This window comes from Pseudoalteromonas piscicida, from assembly GCF_002744175.1.
Classification (GTDB): domain Bacteria; phylum Pseudomonadota; class Gammaproteobacteria; order Enterobacterales; family Alteromonadaceae; genus Pseudoalteromonas; species Pseudoalteromonas piscicida_B.
The window spans coordinates 20,931-41,396 of sequence record NZ_NKHF01000052.1 but is presented as its reverse complement, the minus strand read 5'-3'; the positions used below and the strand labels follow the sequence as shown (position 1 = coordinate 41,396).

General features: G+C 41.5%; 16 protein-coding genes, 1 tRNA gene, 1 pseudogene and 1 other annotated feature. Of the genes and pseudogenes, 12 read left to right on the top strand and 6 right to left on the bottom strand.

The window, feature by feature from the left end; translation table 11 throughout:
- Positions 1-29 precede the first annotated feature (29 nt).
- On the top strand, positions 30-2,906 hold the full coding sequence (locus CEX98_RS11815) for a M16 family metallopeptidase (RefSeq protein WP_099642268.1): 2,877 nt from the start codon (positions 30-32) through the stop codon (positions 2,904-2,906).
- 93 nt (positions 2,907-2,999) lie between these two features.
- Here CEX98_RS11815 and CEX98_RS11810 read toward each other — a convergent pair whose 3' ends face one another.
- Complete coding sequence (locus tag CEX98_RS11810; RefSeq protein ID WP_099642267.1) at positions 3,000-3,407, bottom strand: diacylglycerol kinase; 408 nt, start codon at positions 3,405-3,407, stop codon at positions 3,000-3,002.
- A 244-nt stretch (positions 3,408-3,651) separates the two neighbouring features.
- Between CEX98_RS11810 and cysE the strand changes: the two genes are divergently transcribed.
- The gene (gene cysE, locus CEX98_RS11805; RefSeq protein WP_099642266.1) at positions 3,652-4,473 is read left to right on the top strand and encodes a serine O-acetyltransferase; all 822 of its coding nucleotides are present in this window, start codon (positions 3,652-3,654) and stop codon (positions 4,471-4,473) included.
- A gap of 269 nt (positions 4,474-4,742) precedes the next feature.
- On the opposite strand, the gene xseA is transcribed toward cysE, so the two are convergent.
- Positions 4,743-6,080 carry an exodeoxyribonuclease VII large subunit gene (gene xseA / locus CEX98_RS11800; RefSeq protein ID WP_099642265.1) on the bottom strand — a complete coding sequence of 446 codons (1,338 nt, stop codon included), beginning with the start codon at positions 6,078-6,080 and terminating at the stop codon, positions 4,743-4,745.
- A gap of 131 nt (positions 6,081-6,211) precedes the next feature.
- On the opposite strand from xseA, the gene guaB reads away from it, so the two are divergent.
- The 7 genes and pseudogenes from guaB to istB all read left to right on the top strand — a co-directional run bounded on the left by guaB (position 6,212) and on the right by istB (position 15,153).
- On the top strand, positions 6,212-7,681 hold the full coding sequence (gene guaB, locus CEX98_RS11795; protein WP_099642264.1) for an IMP dehydrogenase: 1,470 nt from the start codon (positions 6,212-6,214) through the stop codon (positions 7,679-7,681).
- A 105-nt stretch (positions 7,682-7,786) separates the two neighbouring features.
- Entirely contained in the window at positions 7,787-9,361 is a 1,575-nt protein-coding gene (gene guaA, locus CEX98_RS11790; protein ID WP_099642263.1) for a glutamine-hydrolyzing GMP synthase, read from the top strand.
- 196 nt (positions 9,362-9,557) lie between these two features.
- Positions 9,558-10,776 (top strand): annotated as a pseudogene (locus CEX98_RS11785) (IS3 family transposase).
- Positions 9,836-9,951 (top strand) — a sequence feature (AL1L pseudoknot). It overlaps the preceding pseudogene by 116 nt.
- Before the next feature lie 20 nt (positions 10,777-10,796).
- Positions 10,797-11,105 (top strand): GGDEF domain-containing protein, encoded by a 309-nt coding sequence (locus CEX98_RS11780; RefSeq protein WP_099642262.1) that lies wholly within the window; start codon positions 10,797-10,799, stop codon positions 11,103-11,105.
- A 381-nt stretch (positions 11,106-11,486) separates the two neighbouring features.
- The gene (locus CEX98_RS11775; RefSeq protein ID WP_099642261.1) at positions 11,487-12,458 is read left to right on the top strand and encodes a transposase; all 972 of its coding nucleotides are present in this window, start codon (positions 11,487-11,489) and stop codon (positions 12,456-12,458) included.
- Between the two features lie 388 nt (positions 12,459-12,846).
- Positions 12,847-14,391, top strand: a complete 1,545-nt coding sequence (gene istA / locus CEX98_RS11770) for an IS21 family transposase (protein ID WP_099642260.1) — start codon at positions 12,847-12,849, stop codon at positions 14,389-14,391.
- Between the two features lie 9 nt (positions 14,392-14,400).
- A complete protein-coding gene (gene istB / locus CEX98_RS11765; RefSeq protein WP_099642259.1) occupies positions 14,401-15,153 on the top strand; it encodes an IS21-like element helper ATPase IstB in 753 nt (250 codons plus the stop codon).
- A gap of 331 nt (positions 15,154-15,484) precedes the next feature.
- Here the strand turns inward: istB and CEX98_RS11760 are convergent, their stop codons facing one another.
- The 4 genes from CEX98_RS11760 to CEX98_RS23460 all read right to left on the bottom strand — a co-directional run bounded on the left by CEX98_RS11760 (position 15,485) and on the right by CEX98_RS23460 (position 19,003).
- The gene (locus CEX98_RS11760) at positions 15,485-16,513 is read right to left on the bottom strand and encodes a hypothetical protein (RefSeq protein WP_099642258.1); all 1,029 of its coding nucleotides are present in this window, start codon (positions 16,511-16,513) and stop codon (positions 15,485-15,487) included.
- A gap of 151 nt (positions 16,514-16,664) precedes the next feature.
- Positions 16,665-17,210 carry a hypothetical protein gene (locus tag CEX98_RS11755; RefSeq protein WP_099642257.1) on the bottom strand — a complete coding sequence of 182 codons (546 nt, stop codon included), beginning with the start codon at positions 17,208-17,210 and terminating at the stop codon, positions 16,665-16,667.
- Between the two features lie 14 nt (positions 17,211-17,224).
- Positions 17,225-18,067, bottom strand: a complete 843-nt coding sequence (locus CEX98_RS11750; protein ID WP_099642256.1) for a hypothetical protein — start codon at positions 18,065-18,067, stop codon at positions 17,225-17,227.
- A gap of 807 nt (positions 18,068-18,874) precedes the next feature.
- A complete protein-coding gene (locus CEX98_RS23460; protein ID WP_277948923.1) occupies positions 18,875-19,003 on the bottom strand; it encodes a hypothetical protein in 129 nt (42 codons plus the stop codon).
- Between the two features lie 553 nt (positions 19,004-19,556).
- Between CEX98_RS23460 and CEX98_RS11745 the strand changes: the two genes are divergently transcribed.
- The 3 genes from CEX98_RS11745 (at position 19,557) to rimI (ending at position 20,429) form a co-directional block, all read left to right on the top strand.
- A tRNA-Trp gene (locus CEX98_RS11745) sits at positions 19,557-19,633 on the top strand.
- A 63-nt stretch (positions 19,634-19,696) separates the two neighbouring features.
- Positions 19,697-19,993: a hypothetical protein gene (locus CEX98_RS11740; protein ID WP_099642255.1), complete on the top strand. Its 297-nt coding sequence runs from the start codon at positions 19,697-19,699 to the stop codon at positions 19,991-19,993.
- Positions 19,983-20,429 carry a ribosomal protein S18-alanine N-acetyltransferase gene (gene rimI / locus CEX98_RS11735; RefSeq protein WP_099642254.1) on the top strand — a complete coding sequence of 149 codons (447 nt, stop codon included), beginning with the start codon at positions 19,983-19,985 and terminating at the stop codon, positions 20,427-20,429. Before CEX98_RS11740 ends, rimI begins: the two co-directional genes overlap by 11 nt.
- The last annotated feature ends 37 nt before the right edge of the window (positions 20,430-20,466 follow it).

The following is a 20,466-nucleotide window of genomic DNA, read 5'->3' as shown; positions in this document are numbered from 1 at the left end:
AGAATAAAAATATGATTAGGACTACACCCATGAAATTCAAGTTATTAGCCACAAGCTTTGCGGTGAGCTTAGCACTGAGTGGCTGTGCAACAAGCAATTCAGATCATACTCAAAATTCAGTTGCGAGCGCCCAAGCGACTCAAGCAAATAAAGTTTTTGCTCAAGATTATGTGTTAGAAGAGCTCGATAATGGCCTGCGCGTTATGGTCGTGAAAACAAACTACCCTGATGTTGTATCGCTACAAATACCAGTTTCAGTCGGTTCGCGTAACGAAGTGGAAGCAGGTAAAACAGGCTTTGCTCACTTTTTTGAGCACATGATGTTTAAAGGTTCCGAAAAGTACCCACAAGATGTTTATTCAGACATTTTGAAAAACTCAGGTGTAGATAACCGTGCATACACGACCAATGACTACACTAACTACCATTTAAACTTCTCAAAACAGCACTTAGACAAAGTACTGGAAATTGAAGCGGATATTTTCCAAAACCTGACATACAGTGAAGAGCAATTCCGCACTGAAGCATTAACGGTTAAAGGTGAGTATCTCAAAAATAACGCCAGCCCTATTCGCAAGCTATTATCAGCGGTAAGAGAGGAAGCGTTTGACAAGCATACCTACAAACATACGACGATGGGCTTTTTTGAAGACATTGAAGCAATGCCAGATCAAATGGCTTATGGCAAAACTTTCTTTGAACGTTTTTACAAGCCAGAATATGTATCGCTTGTCATTGTCGGTGACGTAGATCCAAAAGAAACCATGGCGATGGTGAAAAAGCACTGGGGTAACTGGAAAAAAGGAAACTACCAAGCTGATATTCCAGTTGAGCCTAAACAAGAGAAAGCACGTTACGTCCATGAAAAGTACGATGGCTTACCTGGCCACTGGTTACTTGTTTCATATAAAGGCACTGCATGGGAGCCTGCGAAAAAAGACCGAGCTGCGCTTGATTTGATCTCGCAGTTATATTTCTCTCAAAACTCTGAGTTATACCAAGAGCTAGTGGTAGATAAACAGCTTGCAAGCCAGATGTTTACTTACAACCCAGAAACCAAAGATCCGGGCCTCTTGCATGTTTTCGTAAAAGTAGAAGATGAAAAAGACTTGGCGACAGTGCGCGATGCAATTAACAGCACCTACGCGAAAGCACGCACAGAATTGGTAGACGAGCAGAAGCTAGCAGCGCTTAAATCAAATCTTAAGTACAGTTTTATCAATGGCCTAGACTCATCTCAATCGATAGCGTCAACACTGGCAAGCTACATGCACTTTGAGCGTGACCCTGAAGTGATCAACGCCTTGTATGCAAGTGCCGACAAAGTAACGGCAAAAGACATTCGCGATATTGCCAATAAATACTTTGTTGATAGCAGCAGAACCACGGTAACTATGTCTGCCCTTGAATCTGTGCCCGGCTTTGATCAAGAAGTAAATTTAGATGAACTAGTTGCAAAAATGGACAAGCCAGTAACGCGCCATTTTAATGTACTAGATAAAACGAATAATTCACCGCTGGTGGATGTGAACTTTCTTTTTTACACAGGTGCTGCCGCAGATCCTGAAGGTAAAAAAGGTCTTGCTGCGCTTACTGCAGCTATGATTGCTAATGGTGGTAGTGAATCACAATCATACAAAGAAATTCAAAAGGCGCTTTACCCGATAGCAGGTAGCTTTGGTTATCAAATCGATAAAGAAATGATTTCTCTACGTGGTCGTATTCATAAAGACAATGCTGATCAATGGTATGGCATTGTAAGCCAGCAGCTATTGAATCCAGGGTTCAGAGAAGATGATTTTAAACGTTTGAAAAAAGAGCTTATCGACGGCATTAAGGCGGGTCTAAAAGCGTCTAATGACGAAGAGCTAGGTAAAGAAGTGTTATACCATGAGTTGTATAAAGGCCACCCATACGAAAGCTACAACTTTGGTGATTTATCGGATCTAGAAGCCATCACGCTAGATGACGTTAAAGCTTTCTATGCACAACAGTTTACTCAAGCTAAGCTCAATGTAGGTATTACAGGAGCACTTGATAAACAGCTCAAAGAAGCCATGTTTGATGATCTAGCAACGCTACCAAAAGGTGACGAAGCACGTTTACAAGTACCTGATGCACCAAAGTTATCTGGTCATCATGCCACCATCGTAGAGAAAAATGCAAAATCAACAGCGGTTTCTTTTGGGTTCCCAATTGACACTATTCGTAGCAGCAAAGATTGGGCTGCACTTTGGTTAGTACGTTCATACTTTGGTGAGCACCGCAGTTCAAACAGTCACTTATATCAGCGTATCCGTCAGGTTCGTGGTATGAACTATGGTGATTATGCGTATATCGAATACTTCCCTCGTGGTATGTTCCAAACTAAGCCTGATGCGAACTTAGGCCGTAGTGAGCAAATTTTCCAAGTATGGTTACGTCCACTGCGCTCTAATAATGACGCACACTTTGCAACACGTACCGCCTTATTTGAGCTAGATAAGCTGATCAAAGAAGGGATGAGCAAAGCCGATTTTGAAGCGACACGTAACTTCTTAATCAACTTTGTGCCGCAAATGGTGGCGAGCCAAGATAGACAGCTAGGCTATGCGTTGGATAGTCAATTCTATAATACGGAAGAGTTTGTTGCTTATGTTACTGAGCAGCTTGAATCGCTCTCTGTTGAAGACATCAACCGCGTTATTAAAGAAAATTTGCAAACCGATGATATCCACTATGTGTTTATCACAGGCGATGCGAAAGATATGGCGAAACGTTTGAGTGCAGAGCAGTCATCTCCGATGACTTATAACACTAAAAAGCCTGATGCATTGGTAGCAGAAGATGCTGAAATTGCGAATTATCCACTCAATATTCCAAGCAAGAATATCAAAACACTAGACGTAGAAAAAGTGTTTGAATAGCACTTTATGAAGTCATTAAAAATGAAGTCATAAAAAAGGCGGCTACCTTGGGTAGCCGCCTTTTTTTAAACACTGAGCTTGAGAATAACTTGTCTAGCTTAGCGTGCTGAACCATTCAATCGCTGCGGCAATCCAAATGAGTGCACAAATCACTAAAGTGAGAGTCACTGCCGCCGATGCCATGTCTTTTGCCCGGCCTGACAGCAAATGATGTTCTGTGCTGACCCTGTCTGTTAAGGCCTCTATGGCTGAATTGATAAGTTCAATGACCAAAATAAATAGCACGCTGCCAACCAATAGCGCCCATTGTGCAATACTTTGAGCGAGGATGAACGACAGTGGCAGACTGATTAAGAACAACCAAGTCTCTTGTCTAAATGCTGATTCTTCTTTGTATGCCGCTTTCATTCCCTTTACTGAGCAATGCGTCGCTTTAATGATACGCGCAAGGCCTGTACCGTTTGGTTTGTTGGTATCTGGGGTTTTAATCTTAATCGACATAAATAGCTATCCAGCGTTTTCAAAAATCAATGGGGCGTTATTATACGAAGATCTGCACTGCACAACAGTGCTAATTTGTAAGAATATTTGGGACTAGGTCGCCATTATGGCTTTGAGGTAGAAAATGGGAATTGGTTATTAGATATAACCAAGTGTTTGAGGTGGGATTTTTTATAATACATGACACTGAAGGATGCTAAGCGTTACACTATAGTTAGTATCAGAATTATCGGAAGTACGCCACATGAGACATGAGATCTGGAATAAGTTACGCGAAGAAGCTAATGAGCTGGTTGCGCGAGAACCTTTGCTTGCAAGTCACGTTTACTCGAGTATTTTAAATCACGAATGTCTAGGCTCTGCACTGAGCTTTATTGTTGCGAACAAACTGGCTGACGCCGTGGTGTCTGCATTCACTATTCGTGAGTTGTTCGATCAAGCCTTTGTGCACTGCGATACCATGCTGACTCACGTTGCACATGATATAAAAGCCGTTAAAGATCGTGACCCAGCTGCCGATAGTTATCTCAATGTAATTTTAAATCTGAAAGGTTTTCATGCAATCCAAGCACATCGACTGGCATACTGCTTATGGCGTCAAGACAGAAAAGAGCTGGCTCGCTTTATACAGAGCAGAACCTCTGAAGTATTCGGTGTTGACATCCATCCTGCTTGTAAAGTCGGTCATGGTATTATGTTTGACCATGCGACTGGTATAGTCATTGGTGAAACCGCTGTCATTGAAGACAATGTATCTATCCTACAATCAGTCACGTTAGGGGGAACGGGGAACGAACAAGGCGATCGTCACCCGAAAATCCGCGCAGGGGTATTGATTGGTGCAGGTGCTAAAGTGCTCGGTAACATTGAAGTTGGAGAAGGTGCTCGAATTGGTGCCGGTTCTGTAGTATTAAGTCCTGTTGCAGCGCACACTACAGTGGTGGGGATCCCTGCCAAAGTGGTTGGCAAGCCATCATGTCCATGTCCTGCTGAAAGTATGAACCAAAACTTCCTTGAAGATGATGACAGACTCGAAAATGAGTCAATCACCTCTGCGATGTTGTAGGGTTATACCTGATTAATGCCTTACTAGTAGCCAACTTTTGCGCTAACTGCGTTGAGTTCACTTCCAGTAGTCAGCTATTGGTGCGTAAATTCACAGACCTAGTTATTTCGAAAACGCTTTGGCTAGGTAAGGAAATAATGTGATGTGATTGCAAAAACAATAGGTTAGCTCATCTGTTATCCAAGCCCCAGGTTATTAGATGATAAGAACGGGGAGTTATACCAACTGAATTAATACATTTGGTATTATTTCCCCATTTTGCTATTCACTTATTGAATTTCTTTAACTAACGATATGACTTCGCCATCCGCAAGTTGAGTGATCATTGGTTTGTTTGGGTCTACATCTTTTACTGACTTTATGACCGTATCTGCTTGTTTCGCTATGCTGTAACCGCGAGCAAGTACAGCCAATGGACTGACGCTATCAAGTTTTGCGCTACTCACCGCAAGTCGATGCCTTTGTTGGCTAAGCTGTTGTTCCATCGCGGAGCGCAACTTGTCACTGAGTGAGCCCACCATCTGTTTGTGGTGTGAAATTTTTTGTTCTGGATGCAATCTATCAAAGCGGTGCTGGAGTAGATGATACTGAGATTGCTTTTGACGCAATAGATTGGTTTGTGCGCGGGTCAAGCGCTGTTCTAATTCATCAACGCGTTGTGCTTGCTGCATTAGCTGATTTTTAGGATGCTGCAGTTGTAGCCGTGCTTCAAAGTTAGCTAATCGCTGCGATGCTCGCTCTAGTCGGCGGTCAAAGGCTTGCTGTAAGTATTGTAACAATTGCATAGTGCGCAGCTTAAGCGCTTCAGAATCCGGACTAACAAGCTCCGCAGCTGCCGATGGCGTTGGTGCTCTTACATCTGCAACATAGTCGGAAATGGTGGTATCTATTTCATGGCCGACTGCGCTTATCACTGGAATTGCGCTGGCAAAAATAGCCCTTGCCACTGACTCCTCGTTAAAGCTCCATAAGTCTTCTAATGAGCCGCCACCTCTGCCAACAATTAATACGTCGACCTCGCGTCTAGCATTTGCTTGAGCGATTTGTTTACAAATCTGCTGTTTAGCTTCATCGCCTTGCACTAGAGCTGGATAAATGATGACCTGTAACTGCGGGGCACGACGCTTGAGTACAGTTAAAATATCTTTGATGGCGGCGCCGGTAGCGGAAGTCACTACACCGACGCGATTAATCACGTTCGGTAATGGCTTTTTGTGACTTGCAGAGAATAGCCCTTCTGCTGCAAGTTGCATTTTCAATGCATCAAATTGTTGTTTGAGTAATCCTTCTCCCGCTGGGGCCATTTGCTCGACAATCAGTTGATAATCACCTCGAGGTTCGTATACCGACACTCTCGCTTGCACCATTACTTGCTGACCGTTAGCTGGGCGGTGGTTACAATAACGATTATTACCTCGCCACATGGCCGCTTTTATCTGGGCTTTGTCATCTTTTAATGAAAAATACCAGTGCCCAGAGGCTGGCGCTACAAAGTTAGAAATTTCTCCGGTGAGTTGTACAGAGGCGAAACCTTGTTCTAAGAGTGAGCGTATTTCTCTGTTAAGTCTTGATACGGAATAGGTTTTACTGGTATTGGGGTATCCCATGTCGGCCTCCATAAAAAATTCACAGACACTTTATCATATTTTTTGCTAAATTTTATTTACTCCCATAAGGAACGCTGATAAAATTCGCACGCAATTCCTTATACTCAGTTCATTTGAGAGAAGCCGCGAACATGCTAAGAATTGCAAAAGAAGCCCTTACCTTTGACGACGTACTTTTAGTACCAGCTCATTCAACTGTTCTTCCTCACACAGCAAACCTGAAAACGCGTTTGACTCGTGGGATTGAATTAAACTTACCGCTTGTTTCCGCTTCCATGGATACAGTGACAGAAGCGCGCTTAGCGATTGCTCTGGCACAAGAAGGTGGTATTGGTTTTATCCACAAAAACATGACTATCGAAGAACAAGCTCGCAACGTACGTAAAGTGAAGACGTATGAAGCGGGTATTATTTCTTTTCCTGTTACTGTTACTTCTGATCTAACGATTGCAGAGGCAATGGAACTTGCACAAGAAAAAGGGTTCTCAGGTTTCCCTGTAGTTGGTGCGAATAACCAACTAGAAGGTATTGTGACCAGCCGTGATATGCGCTTTGAAACTAAGCTAGATAAAGCAGTTTCAACAGTAATGACTAAGAAAGATGACTTAGTGACGGTAAAAGAAGGTGCATCTCGTGAAGAGATCTTAGGCCTAATGCATGAACACCGTATCGAAAAAATTCTAGTGGTTGATGATGCGTTTGCATTGAAAGGCATGATCACAGTTAAGGATTATCAAAAAGCGCAAGACAAGCCTAACGCTTGTAAAGACGAGCAAGGTCGTCTGCGTGTTGGTGCAGCAGTCGGTGTTGGTGCTGGCACTGACGAGCGTATTGCAGCGCTAGTGGAAGCTGGTGTTGACGTACTACTTATCGATACTTCTCACGGTCACTCTCAAGGCGTTATCGACCGCGTTAAAGCCACGCGCGAAACTTACCCAGAATTGCAAATTGTTGCTGGTAACGTAGCAACTTCAGAAGGTGCTATTGCACTGGCTGATGCTGGCGCTGACGCTGTTAAAGTGGGAATTGGTCCAGGCTCAATCTGTACAACTCGTATCGTTACGGGTTGTGGTGTACCACAAATTACAGCGATTTCTGACGCAGTAGATGGCCTTAAAGGTCGCAACATTCCAGTGATTGCTGACGGCGGTATCCGTTTCTCTGGTGATATCGTTAAAGCGCTAGTTGCAGGTGCAGCATGTGTAATGGTGGGTTCGATGCTTGCAGGTACTGAAGAGTCTCCTGGTGAAGTTGAGCTATACCAAGGTCGTTACTACAAGTCATACCGTGGTATGGGCTCTCTTGGTGCGATGAACCAAAAAGAAGGGTCATCAGACCGTTACTTCCAAAAGAGCGACTCGGCCGACAAACTAGTACCTGAAGGTATTGAAGGGCGTGTTGCCTATAAAGGACCTATCGCAACGATTATCCATCAACAAATCGGTGGTATTCGCAGTGCAATGGGCCTAACTGGTTGTGCCACCATCGAAGAATTAAATACTAAGCCGCAGTTTGTCCGTGTGACTTCTGCCGGTATGGGTGAGTCTCACGTACATGACGTGCAGATCACCAAAGAGGCGCCTAACTACCGTATGGGTTAAGCCTCAAAGCGTGTTACTGGGCTAGCAAGTTGCTAGCCCAATTTACTTTTGATAGAGGCGCAGCGCGACTTTATCCTGTTTAGTTCCTAACTAACGAGATTATCAATGAGCAAAGATATCCACGATTCCCGAATTTTGATCTTAGACTTTGGTTCACAGTACACGCAACTGATTGCACGTCGCGTGCGTGAAATTGGTGTTTACTGTGAGCTTTGGGCTTGGGATGTGACTGAGGAGCAAATCCGTGAGTTCAATCCGCAAGGTATCATTCTTTCAGGTGGCCCAGAGTCAACGACTCTAGAGGGAAGCCCTAAAGCACCAGATTATGTATTCGAAGCAGGTGTGCCTGTACTTGGTATCTGTTACGGCATGCAGACGATGGCAATGCAACTTGGCGGCCAAGTACACAGCTCAGATAAAAAAGAATTCGGCTACGCTAAAGTAGAAAAAGTGGGTGACTGTAAGCTATTCGAAGCGATTGAAGACCACATCGAAGACGGTGCGGGCTACCTTGACGTGTGGATGAGTCATGGCGATAAGGTTGCTAAGATCCCAGATACATTTAAAACTTCAGCGAAGACAGATACCTGCCCACACGCTGCGATGTCTTGGGAAGAAAAGCGTTTTTACGGTGTACAATTCCACCCAGAAGTGACCCATACTCAACAAGGCCTACGCTTACTTGAGCGTTTTGCAATTGATATTTGTGGTTGTGAGAAGCTATGGACGCCTGAGCAAATCATTGAAGATGCGATTGAGCGTATCAAAGAAAAAGTAGGGGATGATGAAGTTATCCTTGGCTTATCTGGTGGCGTGGATTCATCAGTGGTGGCTATGCTTATCCATCGCGCTATCGGCGATAAACTAACGTGTGTATTTGTTGATAACGGCTTACTGCGCCTCAATGAAGGTCAGCAAGTGATGGATATGTTCGGTGATAAGTTCGGTCTGAACATTATCAAAGTCGACGCAGAAGAGCGCTTCTTAAACGCGCTGAACGGCTTGAACGACCCTGAAGATAAACGTAAAGCAATTGGCCACACCTTTATTGAGGTGTTCGACGAGCAAGCCAGCCAGCGCGTAAACGCGAAATGGTTAGCACAAGGTACAATCTACCCTGATGTTATTGAATCAGCAGCATCAAAAACAGGCAAAGCACATGTTATCAAGTCTCACCACAACGTTGGTGGATTACCTGAAGATATGGAACTTGGTCTAGTTGAGCCACTGCGTGAACTATTCAAAGACGAAGTGCGAAAGATTGGTCTAGAGCTTGGTCTGCCGTATGACATGTTGTATCGCCACCCGTTCCCAGGTCCAGGTCTAGGTGTTCGTGTACTTGGCGAAATCAAGAAAGAATACTGTGACTTACTGCGCCGTGCTGATGCTATCTTCATTGAAGAGCTACATAAAGCGGATCTATACCACAAAGTATCTCAAGCATTCGCCGTGTTCCTACCGGTACGCTCTGTTGGCGTAATGGGTGATGCACGTAAATACGATTGGGTTGTTTCACTACGTTGCGTTGAAACTATCGACTTTATGACAGCGCGTTGGTCACACTTACCATACGAGCTACTAGGCCACGTTTCAAATCGTATCATCAACGAAATTGATGGTATTTCTCGCGTGGTTTACGATGTATCAGGTAAGCCGCCAGCGACAATCGAGTGGGAATAAGCTTGGTGGTAAAAACCTAACCTAGCTTCCGTTAGATTAATAAAAGGCCAGCCAGTATCTCTGACTGGCCTTTTTTATGAATCTTTACTTTCAAAAACCTTGCGGAGGTATTTGGTTTCTTCGCAGTGATGTTTATAGTGATGCTGTGAATCGCCCCGAGTTTGCCAGAGACTCAATAACTTGAGAAACTGGAACTATGAAAAAATCAAATCGCTATACATCAGAATTTCGTGAACGTGCTGTTAGGCTTGTTACTACTCAACAGCATGAGTATTCCTCTCTTTGGGCTGCGCTAGTATCGATTTCCGATAAACTGGGTTGTACACCAGAAACACTTAGAGCATGGGTAAAGAAGTCTCAAGCTCAGCCACATAAATCACCTTCAAACTCTCAATCAGCCGAAGAGCGACTCGCAGCATTAGAGCGCGAGAATAAAGAGCTGAAACGAACCAATGATATCTTGAGGCAAGCTGCCGCTTTTTTCGCCCAAGCGGAGCTCGACCGCAAACAGAAGTAAGCGTGGCTTTTATTGATGCTTACCGTAAGCATTACAGTGTCGAGTCAATATGCAAGGAATTGCCGATACACCTTCAACGTATTATGCCCATAAACAGCTACAGAGGCAGCCTGAGCGCCTATCTAATCGCAAAAAGCGGGACGCTGAGCTGATGATACTTATTCGACAAGTATGGGAAGATAACATGTCGGTTTATGGCGCTAGAAAAATATGGAAACAACTCCTACTTGACGGCCATCAAGTAGCTCGTTGCACTGTTGAACGATTAATGCGAATTATGGGTATTCAAGGCGTTCGTCGTGGTAAGACTTGTAAAACAACGATACCAGATGAGCAACAAGATACACCAATGGATTTAGTTAACCGTCAATTTATCGCTGAGCAGCCTAATCAGCTTTGGGTTGCTGATATCACTTACGTCGCTACATGGAGTGGATTTGTATACGTGGCCTTCGTAATAGACGTATTTTCTCGATACATTGTGGGCTGGCGCGTATTAACAACGATGCACACAGAGCTTATTCTTGACGCGTTAGAACAAGCAATTTGGCATCGTGGTAAAACAGAAGGATTGATCCATCACAGCGACAGAGGGAGTCAATACTTGTCTATTAGATACAGTGATCGACTTGCAGAAGCGGGGATCCAAGCATCCGTAGGAAGCGTTGGAGATTCTTATGACAACGCGATGGCTGAAACGATAAATGGTTTATTTAAAGCAGAAATCATTCGAAGAAATGGACCATGGAAAAATGTTGATGCTGTCGAATACGCAACTTTAGAGTGGGTGAATTGGTTTAATCATCAACGCTTACTGTCTTCAATTGGTTATATTTCACCAGCTCAATATGAAGCTGATTTCTATAATAATTTAAGAGAGTCAGGTAAAGTAGCCTGACTTAAACAAACTAGTCTCCGATGAACTCGGGGGGATTCACTCGTTATGGTGGCGATGAATTCGTGGTCTTACTACCCGGGTTTGATGAGCACCAAGCTGAAGCATGGTGCGAGTGTTTGCAACAGAAAGTATTTAAATTTCCATTTAAAGAAAGTATTACTGGAAAGCACTATATTGGCTTTTCTGCGGGAATCCATACATTTAGTCCTTCCGGTTGTCCTGCTTATGATTCAGATATTATTGCAATTCAGCTAATACAAATGGCTGATCATGCGATGTATGAAGAAAAGCGCACAAAAAAGCTAGCTAAAAAAATATGTGAAGCATAGGTGTTTTTGTCAGACACAATTTGTCGTAGCTGTCTCTACAATTGGACTGAACTGAATAATATTTCTTACCTACTTGATTTAGTTATAAATTGATGGTTTTTGCTGTGTTGTGTAATATGTGATTTGAGGCATAGAAAATGGTTGTAAATATTCCTCTGTCTTTCTCTGCATCAAGTGTAGATTGATAAAGTATAACAAATATAAGAAAAGTAATTATGGCTAGACGTGCAAGCACACAGGAAACACTGGCTTTATCTTTTGAGATGTTAAAGCGCATACCTCAATGAATAACAAATCGCTGACACCCACCACTAATTTGCACCTTCCTAAGATTCCGGCTACGCTTTAATTATGCACTCAAAGGATTGAGGAAACCAAACTATGGCTACTGCCCGTAAAAAACAAATCAGTTTAACCGACACCAAATACTACCACTGTATCTCCCGTTGCGTAAGGCGCGCCTTTCTGTGCGGTGAAGATAAACTTACTGGCAAATCATACGAACACCGACGTGATTGGGTTGAAGAAAAGCTATTGATGTTGGGCTCCGTGTTTTGTATTGATATTTGTGCTTATGCCGTGATGAGTAATCACACTCACATTGTTTTATATGTTGATGATAAAAAGGCTAAACGTGTGTCGGATGAAGCTATTGTGATACGATGGCACAAGTTATTTAAAGGCAGTTGGTTAAGCCATAAACTTATTGAAGGTGAGCCACTCAGCGAATCGGAGCAATTGATACTCGATGAGCTGGTTGATAAGTACAGAGAAAGACTAGCCGATATTAGCTGGTTTATGCGAGTACTCAACGAAGATATCGCTCGCCGAGCAAATAAAGAAGATAACTGTACAGGCCGATTTTGGGAAGGACGATTTAAATCCCAAGCATTATTGGATGAAGCAGCACTGGCAGCTTGTCTCGCATACGTAGACCTAAACCCCATTAGGGCCAAAATCGCAGCAACGCCTGAGACCTCAGACTACACCAGCATCAAAAAGCGCATCGACCACGCTAAGCTGGGCAAGCAACCAAAAAGCCTACTACGCTTTGCTGGTAGCCCGCGAAAGCATATGCCTAAAGGCCTATCTTTTGAACTCAAGTCCTATATTGAATTAGTTGAGCTCACGGGCCAATGTATTCAAGTCGATAAACGCGGGTATATCAATGAAGCACAACCGATTCTTACTCGACTCAATATAGAGCCTGAAAACTGGATAAAACTCACTACGCAATTTTCTCGGATATTCCACGGTGCAGTTGGTCGAGAGCGGACAATAACCGCTTACCGCGAAACACTGCAAAAACGACGACGTACAAACCTAACAAACTGCGAGCGTTTGTTGGCTTAGCAAAACACACATTCTCAACGCTAGAATTTCTTACTGTTGTATTTACAGCGCTTTGTCGTGCGCGATAAACCTGTTTTGTTGAATAGATACGCCTGAGCGCTAAAAATTAGCCTATCTATAAACGTTTTTGACCAAAGTGGTTGAAGTATTTTTATACTTTTTTACTTCACTTCCTTAGCTTGGAGGTTAATAGTGTGCATATTTTCATGCATCGCGATCACCAAATAACATTGATGCCGATCACTTTTGCCTAAAAATGTTATCGAGCGATCGACTTAGGTTATTCGGTGATCGACTTGATGTTATTGAAGCAAAAGCCACCCTTTCTCTCACATTGTAGGTATGTTTAATCGTTATTCTTATCGTTTTAACCGCGATGGGGATAACTATGCCAACGGCACCTATATCAATGAGAAAATTAAAAGAAATATTACGGCTAAAATACGGCGCAAATTTAACGCATCGTCAAATAGCGAAAAGCTTATCGATTTCCCCATCGTCTTTTTCAACTTATGCTAATCGAGCTGCACAGCTTGGCATTACCTATTGGCCTTTAGATGATACGTGGGATGACTGTAAGCTCACTCGTGCATTCTTCGCAACCAAAGTTCAGCCTAAACAATATGCCTCACCTGATTGGCTTAGCGTTAAGCAGGCTTTAAGATGTAAAACCATGACCTTATTACTGCTCTGGCAGGAATATGCTGAGCAACATCCAGAAGGGCATTACAGCTACAACCACTACTGTCGGCAATACAAAGCATGGTTTAAAACCCAAAAGCTCTCAATGCGTCAGCACCATAAAGCCGGTGAGAAGCTATTTGTTGATTACTGCGGCCCAACTATCCCGATAGTTAATCCCAGAACAGGCGAATTTAGAACTGCTCAAGTATTCGTGGCGGTGATGGGCGCGTCTAATTACACCTATGCCGAAGCCACGTTATCGCAAGGGCTTGAAGACTGGATAATGAGTCATGTTCGCTGCTTTGAATTTCTTGGCGGTGTGCCTGAGTTAATCATTCCTGACAACCTTAAAAGTGGCGTCACTAAAGCTTGTCGCTACGAGCCTGACTTAAACCCAACCTACCAACAACTCGCAGAGCATTACGACACCACAGTGATACCGGCCAGACCTTATAAACCCAAAGATAAGGCGAAAGCTGAAGTCGGCGTGCAAATCGTTGAACGTTGGATAATGGCGCGGCTGCGCCATGAAACCTTTTTTAGTTTAGCGCAATTAAATCAACGTATTAGTGAGTTGCTTAAAGATATGAACAACAGGCAAATGAAAAAACACCCAGGTAGCCGTGCTAGCCAGTTTATAGCAATAGATAAACCAGCGTTAAAACCATTACCGCAAACAGTGTACCAATACACCTTCGTGAAAAAGGTGCGTGTACACATTGATTACCATGTAGAGGTAGAAAAGCATTATTACTCGGTGCCGTACGCCCTGGTAAAACAAACGCTAGAAGCACATATCTGTGGTCAACAAGTGAAGGTCTACCATCAAGGTAAACTCGTTGCCTTGCATCCTCGGTCTTATGGTGTGGGTAGTCACACGACCAATGAGCAACATATGCCAATTGCGCACCGCAAACACCAGCAATGGTCGCCAGAGCGACTTGAACGTTGGGCAGCCCAAATAGGTAAAGAGACAGAAACCTTAGTTAAACGGTATCTCAATGAGCGAAAACACCCAGAGCAAAGCTATCGCCGCTGTTTGAGGTTGCTGAACTTAGCTAAACAATACTCGCCTGCCAGATTAGAACTTGCGTGCAAACGTGCGTTGCATACTGGTGTGACTCAGTTAAAAGCGATTAGCAATATGCTCAATAAAGGCTTAGAGCAACAACCGCTACCGAATGCGCAAATCGATTTATTAAGCGATATCGAGCACCACAATATCCGCGGCCAACATTATTACCACTAAGGACTTCTCATGAATATATTAACAAACCAATTAACTACCTTAAAACTGAGCGGTGTAAAAACGGCATTATTACAACAGCTTGAGCAACCAAATCTCTATATAGAGCAAAGCTTCGAAGAGCGGTTAAGCTTATTGCTGGAGTATGAAATTACTGGCCGAGAGCAACGGCGTATAGAGCGATTAACGAAGCAAGCCAAGTTCAGGCTTAGGGCCAACTTACAGGAAATCGATTACCACATTGAGCGCGGATTAAACAAAGGAAAAATCCGCAGCCTCGCGCAAGGGGAATGGCTCAAACAGCATCACAACTTACTGATAACAGGCGCAACAGGTTGCGGTAAAACGTACCTCAGCTGTGTACTTGGGCACCACTACTGCCAGCAAGAGCACAGTGTTTACTACTTCAGGCTAAAAGAGCTACTCGAAAAGCTATTTATGGCGCAAGCCGACGGCAGCTATCGCAAGTTAATCAGTAAACTCAAAGGCTGTGACCTGTTGATATTAGATGATTGGGGATTAGAGCCACTGAATGCTCAGCAGCGCAGTGACTTACTGGAAATCATCGACGCCAGATATGACTACAAATCAACCATGATCACCAGCCAACTTCCAGTAGCCAACTGGTATGAAATGATAGGTGAGTCGACCCATGCAGATGCGATCCTAGACAGGCTTGTTCATAGCGCCATAAAAATAGAGCTACAAGGAGAATCGATGAGGAAAAGATTAAAACAATTGACGGATGCCGATCACGTCAGTTAGATTTTTACGAGGTCTACAATCGTGAGAGATTGTGATCGCCATCGATGTTATTGAGCGATCGACATCATGTTATTACGCAATAGTGATGGGTGTCACTTATTTTCTTGTCACTTATTTTCTCAGCAAATTGAAAACAGCTGGCCGGAACGACAAATTTAGGGCACAGGTGTTCTTTGGCTTATAAGTAATCAAAGTATGCTCCGCCCCTGGTCTTTGGTCATGTGTCATTCCTATTTTATATAATACTGAAATGACACAGATTTCTAAACACTACCCTGATCCCCAAAGCTTTGCTATGGACCAAAAACAATATGGCTCAATGCAGTCAAAGTTAGTTTGCTAGCCTGTGATTAATATTCTCTAGTACTGTTTGTAAATTCTGCCTTAGAGCTTCGTCTTGAACTACACCAAGTTCACTCTCTATGTCATCTTTTAATGTACTAAGACTTTCATTACTTAACTGTGCATCTGGATAATATGACGCTAGAAATGCCCGCTCTGCCACATTATTTGAGCTATTAATGATATTGACTACTAGATCTTCTTTTGACTTATCACTGACCAGTGACACACTTTCAATCCAATTTATTTTATCGTAGTTATCTTGTTCATTTTTCCCAAATACAGCTTGTTTAGTGTTATCTAAATAGAGCTTAATAGCCTGTGACTTCTCAGCTGATAGGGAATGTTTAGACATAGATTGAGTGTAGCTATATACAGTTCTTGAAAGCGAGACATCCGATGTGCTTAAAAGTTTTTTAAGGTAATCAGGGCTATCAGCGCTCATTGCTTGCGAAAGTTTTACCTTTGATAGTCGCTCATCATCAATTGAGTGATTGATATTAGCTAGCTCGTTTTCAATAAAGTCAATGTAGTCTTCCGTATTTATTAGATTGTTATAATTAAATACTAAAGAGTTAATTACATCAGTGCTAACATACCTGTTCTTTATCTCACTTTCAAAAAAGTCTTTTACTCTGACAAAGTCATCGGTGTACTCTTCCAATTTACTGTCATCAATTTCTGCTGTAATCGTTGTAGACTCTGAAAGTAATCTAATGATTTTTTGTTTTGATTTGTCGTTTTCTGTGATTTGATATAAGTCAATGAATTCGGATGATAGTTTTAATGGCTTTAAATCTGAAATAACATCTACTAAATATTGGAATTCAAATGATTCAGGTGGATAGTTTTTTATAAGGCTGTATATCTCAGATATTTTTTCTTCTCTAGAAAGAGAGTCTGAATATAATATTAACTTTAGCACTTTATCTGTTTCAGATAGTTTTCCTGTAAAAATTTCATTTTTTATTATGGTTGTTTTTTTGTTTATTTCTTTTTTTATGTTTTTTGTGTCCATTTCTTTATTTGTTTCTATATTTTCATTTTTTTATTATTTGATAATAAAAGTGCAGCTGGTAGTGTTGTTAATAAAAAAATTAAAATTATCTTTTTCATTGTTTTATACCTTTATAGGCCACTTTATGTGGCCTTGGAATATATGGTCTTTCTTACATCAAATCATAGTACTGATACATGTGTGTTGGTGTACTACCATAAGGCTTTCTTTCACCTGCTCGATCCCAAGAAAATGCTACAAAAGTATCGCATCTGAATTTTGCTTTTTGAATAACAACCTTTTTTCTTTCCCATTTTTTAGTTACGTTATTATAAACACGCTTATAACCCCACTTTCCTTCAGTTGCAGTAAAAGAAAGCGTATAAGATGGAGAGAACTCTTTTTGTTGTCGGCCAAACTTAATAATGTTTTCCCTTTTATTTATATATACAGTGCTTCTTCTAGCTTTATATCCCCAGTACTCAGAAGCATTTTTGAAACTATTCAATGAGTTTTCTTCAATGACGGCAGGTGTATCCAAAACTTCAAGTACTTGACTGCCTGTCCACAGTCCAACATGTCCAAGATTTTCTAGTCCACCTGCACTAAAACTTAGATCTCGACCTAGAATATCTGCAACGTTTTCTGGTGTTGAAGCATTAGCTAAACCCGCTGTAATAGTTGCACCTAGAAGCAAAGCAACTCTAATTTTATACATTATAAATTCCTGTTTTAAATGTTCAAAAATAACTGTTGTTTTTTTGGCCAATACGTGTAGATTTTATCAAACACATGAAATGAAAATTCTTTATCTGGTACCGGGAAGTTAAATAATTTTTTAAAATCATTTAATTTTTCAAACTTTTCCGGCTCTTTTAATACTCGTAAACAAAGCTGTTCATTAAGGTTGTCACTAGATCTTATTGGGTAAGATTTAATTAATACCTCATTATCACCTATGACATCGTTAACTAATAATATAGGCAGTTGCTTAAGTGTCCTTGCTACTCTTAAATATCCATCTCTATATTTAAGTGTATTTAGCTTTTGGTTATAAAAGTATTCTTTAATTCCTTTTTTATCAAAGCCAAAAGGCATGTCAGCCGGCATAAATATGGCATAATCCCGCTTAACAAGCTTTAACGCCTTTCTTAAAAAGTGACCTCTGCTATCTAAAATAATGACCTCGGCTTCTACACCAAGCGATAATGCTGTTTTTTTTATTAGATCAATGTCATAACTCTGTTCTGTAATGAGCATACAAATACCTTTAAACCCCATTAACTTGCAAGTTTTGTAAGGTATTGAAAAATAAAGGTAATGATGAAAGAGTAGAAAAAAACTACTACCAGCCACAATTTTTTTATCAATAGTAAAAGTAAAGTCTGTCATGATTTTAGATGAGCTTGTCTTGTTGATGAACTCCCTATTTAGTGATTTATTATACTCCCACTCGGATAAAATATGTTCAAAGTTTTTATCTTCAAGTATATAGCTTAATGATAAACTGGCGTCTGTTCTTTCTATGTTTCTTTTTATCTCTACAGCTTCAGCTGTTGTCAATTTATTGGCCATAATTTTAAAGCAAGCCAGTTATGGCTTGCCAAAAAAATTAAACAGTATCAAATGGGTTAGTGCCACAATCTTTTGCAGCGTTAATAATTTCTACTGAGTTATTGGCGATTTCTAGTACGGTTAAAATGTTTAGTTCTAACATATTATATTCCTTATTTGTTTGATTGGACCCGTATTGGGTCCTTTAAGCTTATCAGTGTTTTTTGCTTTTGGTCAAATTAAAATTTAATGGGTTAATTTTGCTTTTTTTATGGTTTTGTTTTGTTTTTTTGTTTAATGTTAATTCGATAATCTGAAATTTAATTTTCTAAACTTTAGAGAGCTTGGTATTTTTACTGCGTTTTTTGTGTCTTTTTTTTGTTTTTTTTTGTGAGGTGTTTTTTTTAATAAGTTTTTTGAATTATTTCATTTTTGTTACGAAGATGGGTGGGAAGGGCGTAATTGAATTTTTCGTTACGATTTTGTTTCATTTTATTTTTAGTTTTTTACAAAAAAATATGTTTGAGTGATTGTAATCTTCTCTTTGATGAGTAAAAAATAGCCCAAATCAGCACTTTGGGTTGCATAGTGTTTGAAACCCCCTAGGTTTAGGCTTTGCTTTTTGTCTTTTTAGTTCTTTCTCGTCATATCAACAAAATAAAGGGGGTCAAGCCGCTAGCTTCATGTATATAGAGAAAGTGAAGACCTGCTTTTCGCTCAAAGCCACCCTTAGAGCATTTACGTTAACTCACAATGGGGCAAAAGCGTGTTTTGGGTTTTAACAACAAGAGTCAGTACCGCTTACACTGACTCGATATTGAGGTGGCGTTACTTGCTCGAGGATTTACTCGGCTTTAGGCCTGGAGTGTTTCCTGGAGTTTTTTTGTTGTCACGTCGACGTTGATCTGGCTTGCCTGTTGATTTGGCTTTTGGTTTTGGTCCTAGTTTCAAACCCATGATTTGATCCTTTTATTTTACGAGGTTATTCCTCGTTGTGTGATCTTTGAGCAGTATTGATGGTTTTCAAGGTGTGTATGAAAAACAATCAAAAAATATCCTCTAAGTTCTCTGCTGGTAACTCACGTTTTGACAAACCACTTAAAATGTATGGTGACCAGTTGGAGGCACAAGATGGATAGAACTGCATCAGGACCGCGAATGCTTACTACCGAAGAGATACAAGAGCTTCGTTGTGATATGGCAGAGTCCTTTGCTTGGGCCTAAGCTGAACTAAAGCGCCGACGAGTAATAAAAAATCAAAAAAGTTCTGCGCATGGTATAGGTGATGGTATCGAGAACAGCTAGCTTTCTAACTGGCTGCTATGTCGATATATTTTCTTCTGTGATCTTCGAGTGGGAACAATGACTCTAAAATGAGTTAGCATTCGCTTAAGAAAAGGGCGAATATGATAAATATTCGCCCTTTTGCTTATTTTAGAAGCAGTTGAATCAAAAAAGTGATTTTTCACTTTACCTTTCAAAAAAGCGCTTTATAATGCGTCGACATTGCAGGGGCGTAGTTCCAATTGGTAGAACAGCGGTCTCCAAAACCGATGGTTGCGGGTTCGAGTCCTGCCGCCCCTGCCACTTCTATTTTGCACTTCGCACTTTTTCAACGTAAACTCCTTAAAAAAATTAAACTGCATAGCCATGAATCCGATTTACGCAGATATTCTTGACGTTGTTCCACTAAAATTAAACTCCGCATTTGCCCATGCAGATCCAAATCAGTCTGAGACTAATGCAGCGACGCCTGTGCAGCTACTCACGTTACCTCAGACATTAAAGCAGGATATAGTAAGCGCCGTGGGAAGCATGGTTGAGGTGGTTGCTGGAGAACAAATAACGTTAGTCGATAAGCGATTAAGCTTACCTAGCACACAGCTCAATAGCGCACAAAAGCGTGAATTGTGGCAAGTAATATGGAGCCAACAGTATGCAAATTGAGCATGGGGGATTGCTGCGTTTTACGCTTGATGAAATTATGCTGATTGAGCGTGCTTGCCATGCATTTCCTTGGAGTGAAAAGACTATGCAGTCTTGCCTACATGGGCGCTACTTTAATACAAGCATTGCAAAAGATAATAGGCTGGTTGGTTTCTACGTTGCAGAGCGAGCGGGGCCTGACTTAACCTTAATGGATATTTGCATCCGTCCCGACGAGCAAGGTTATGGGTACGCAAAGTTACTGATGGAGGATTTATTGGCACAAGCTGCGACACTACAGGCTGAAAATATCTTTCTCGAGGTAAGAGCATCAAACGCTACTGCAATCTCGCTTTATCAGCGCTTTGGGTTTGTTGAGATGGGACTGAGAAAGAATTATTACCCCGCCCCAGAAGGTCGTGAAGATGCAATGTTGATGGCGTTACCGTTAATATAATAGCTCTATAGGTAACGCTAATTCACCTTCAAATTTA

Coding starts and splice junctions, on each gene's coding strand:
- CEX98_RS11815 (WP_099642268.1), top strand. CDS start 30: ATGAAATTCAAGTTATTAGCCACAAGCTTTGCGGTGAGCTTAGCACTG.
- CEX98_RS11810 (WP_099642267.1), bottom strand. CDS start 3,407: ATGTCGATTAAGATTAAAACCCCAGATACCAACAAACCAAACGGTACA.
- cysE (WP_099642266.1), top strand. CDS start 3,652: ATGAGACATGAGATCTGGAATAAGTTACGCGAAGAAGCTAATGAGCTG.
- xseA (WP_099642265.1), bottom strand. CDS start 6,080: ATGGGATACCCCAATACCAGTAAAACCTATTCCGTATCAAGACTTAAC.
- guaB (WP_099642264.1), top strand. CDS start 6,212: ATGCTAAGAATTGCAAAAGAAGCCCTTACCTTTGACGACGTACTTTTA.
- guaA (WP_099642263.1), top strand. CDS start 7,787: ATGAGCAAAGATATCCACGATTCCCGAATTTTGATCTTAGACTTTGGT.
- CEX98_RS11780 (WP_099642262.1), top strand. CDS start 10,797: ATGAACTCGGGGGGATTCACTCGTTATGGTGGCGATGAATTCGTGGTC.
- CEX98_RS11775 (WP_099642261.1), top strand. CDS start 11,487: ATGGCTACTGCCCGTAAAAAACAAATCAGTTTAACCGACACCAAATAC.
- istA (WP_099642260.1), top strand. CDS start 12,847: ATGCCAACGGCACCTATATCAATGAGAAAATTAAAAGAAATATTACGG.
- istB (WP_099642259.1), top strand. CDS start 14,401: ATGAATATATTAACAAACCAATTAACTACCTTAAAACTGAGCGGTGTA.
- CEX98_RS11760 (WP_099642258.1), bottom strand. CDS start 16,513: ATGGACACAAAAAACATAAAAAAAGAAATAAACAAAAAAACAACCATA.
- CEX98_RS11755 (WP_099642257.1), bottom strand. CDS start 17,210: ATGTATAAAATTAGAGTTGCTTTGCTTCTAGGTGCAACTATTACAGCG.
- CEX98_RS11750 (WP_099642256.1), bottom strand. CDS start 18,067: ATGGCCAATAAATTGACAACAGCTGAAGCTGTAGAGATAAAAAGAAAC.
- CEX98_RS23460 (WP_277948923.1), bottom strand. CDS start 19,003: ATGGGTTTGAAACTAGGACCAAAACCAAAAGCCAAATCAACAGGCAAG.
- CEX98_RS11740 (WP_099642255.1), top strand. CDS start 19,697: ATGAATCCGATTTACGCAGATATTCTTGACGTTGTTCCACTAAAATTA.
- rimI (WP_099642254.1), top strand. CDS start 19,983: ATGCAAATTGAGCATGGGGGATTGCTGCGTTTTACGCTTGATGAAATT.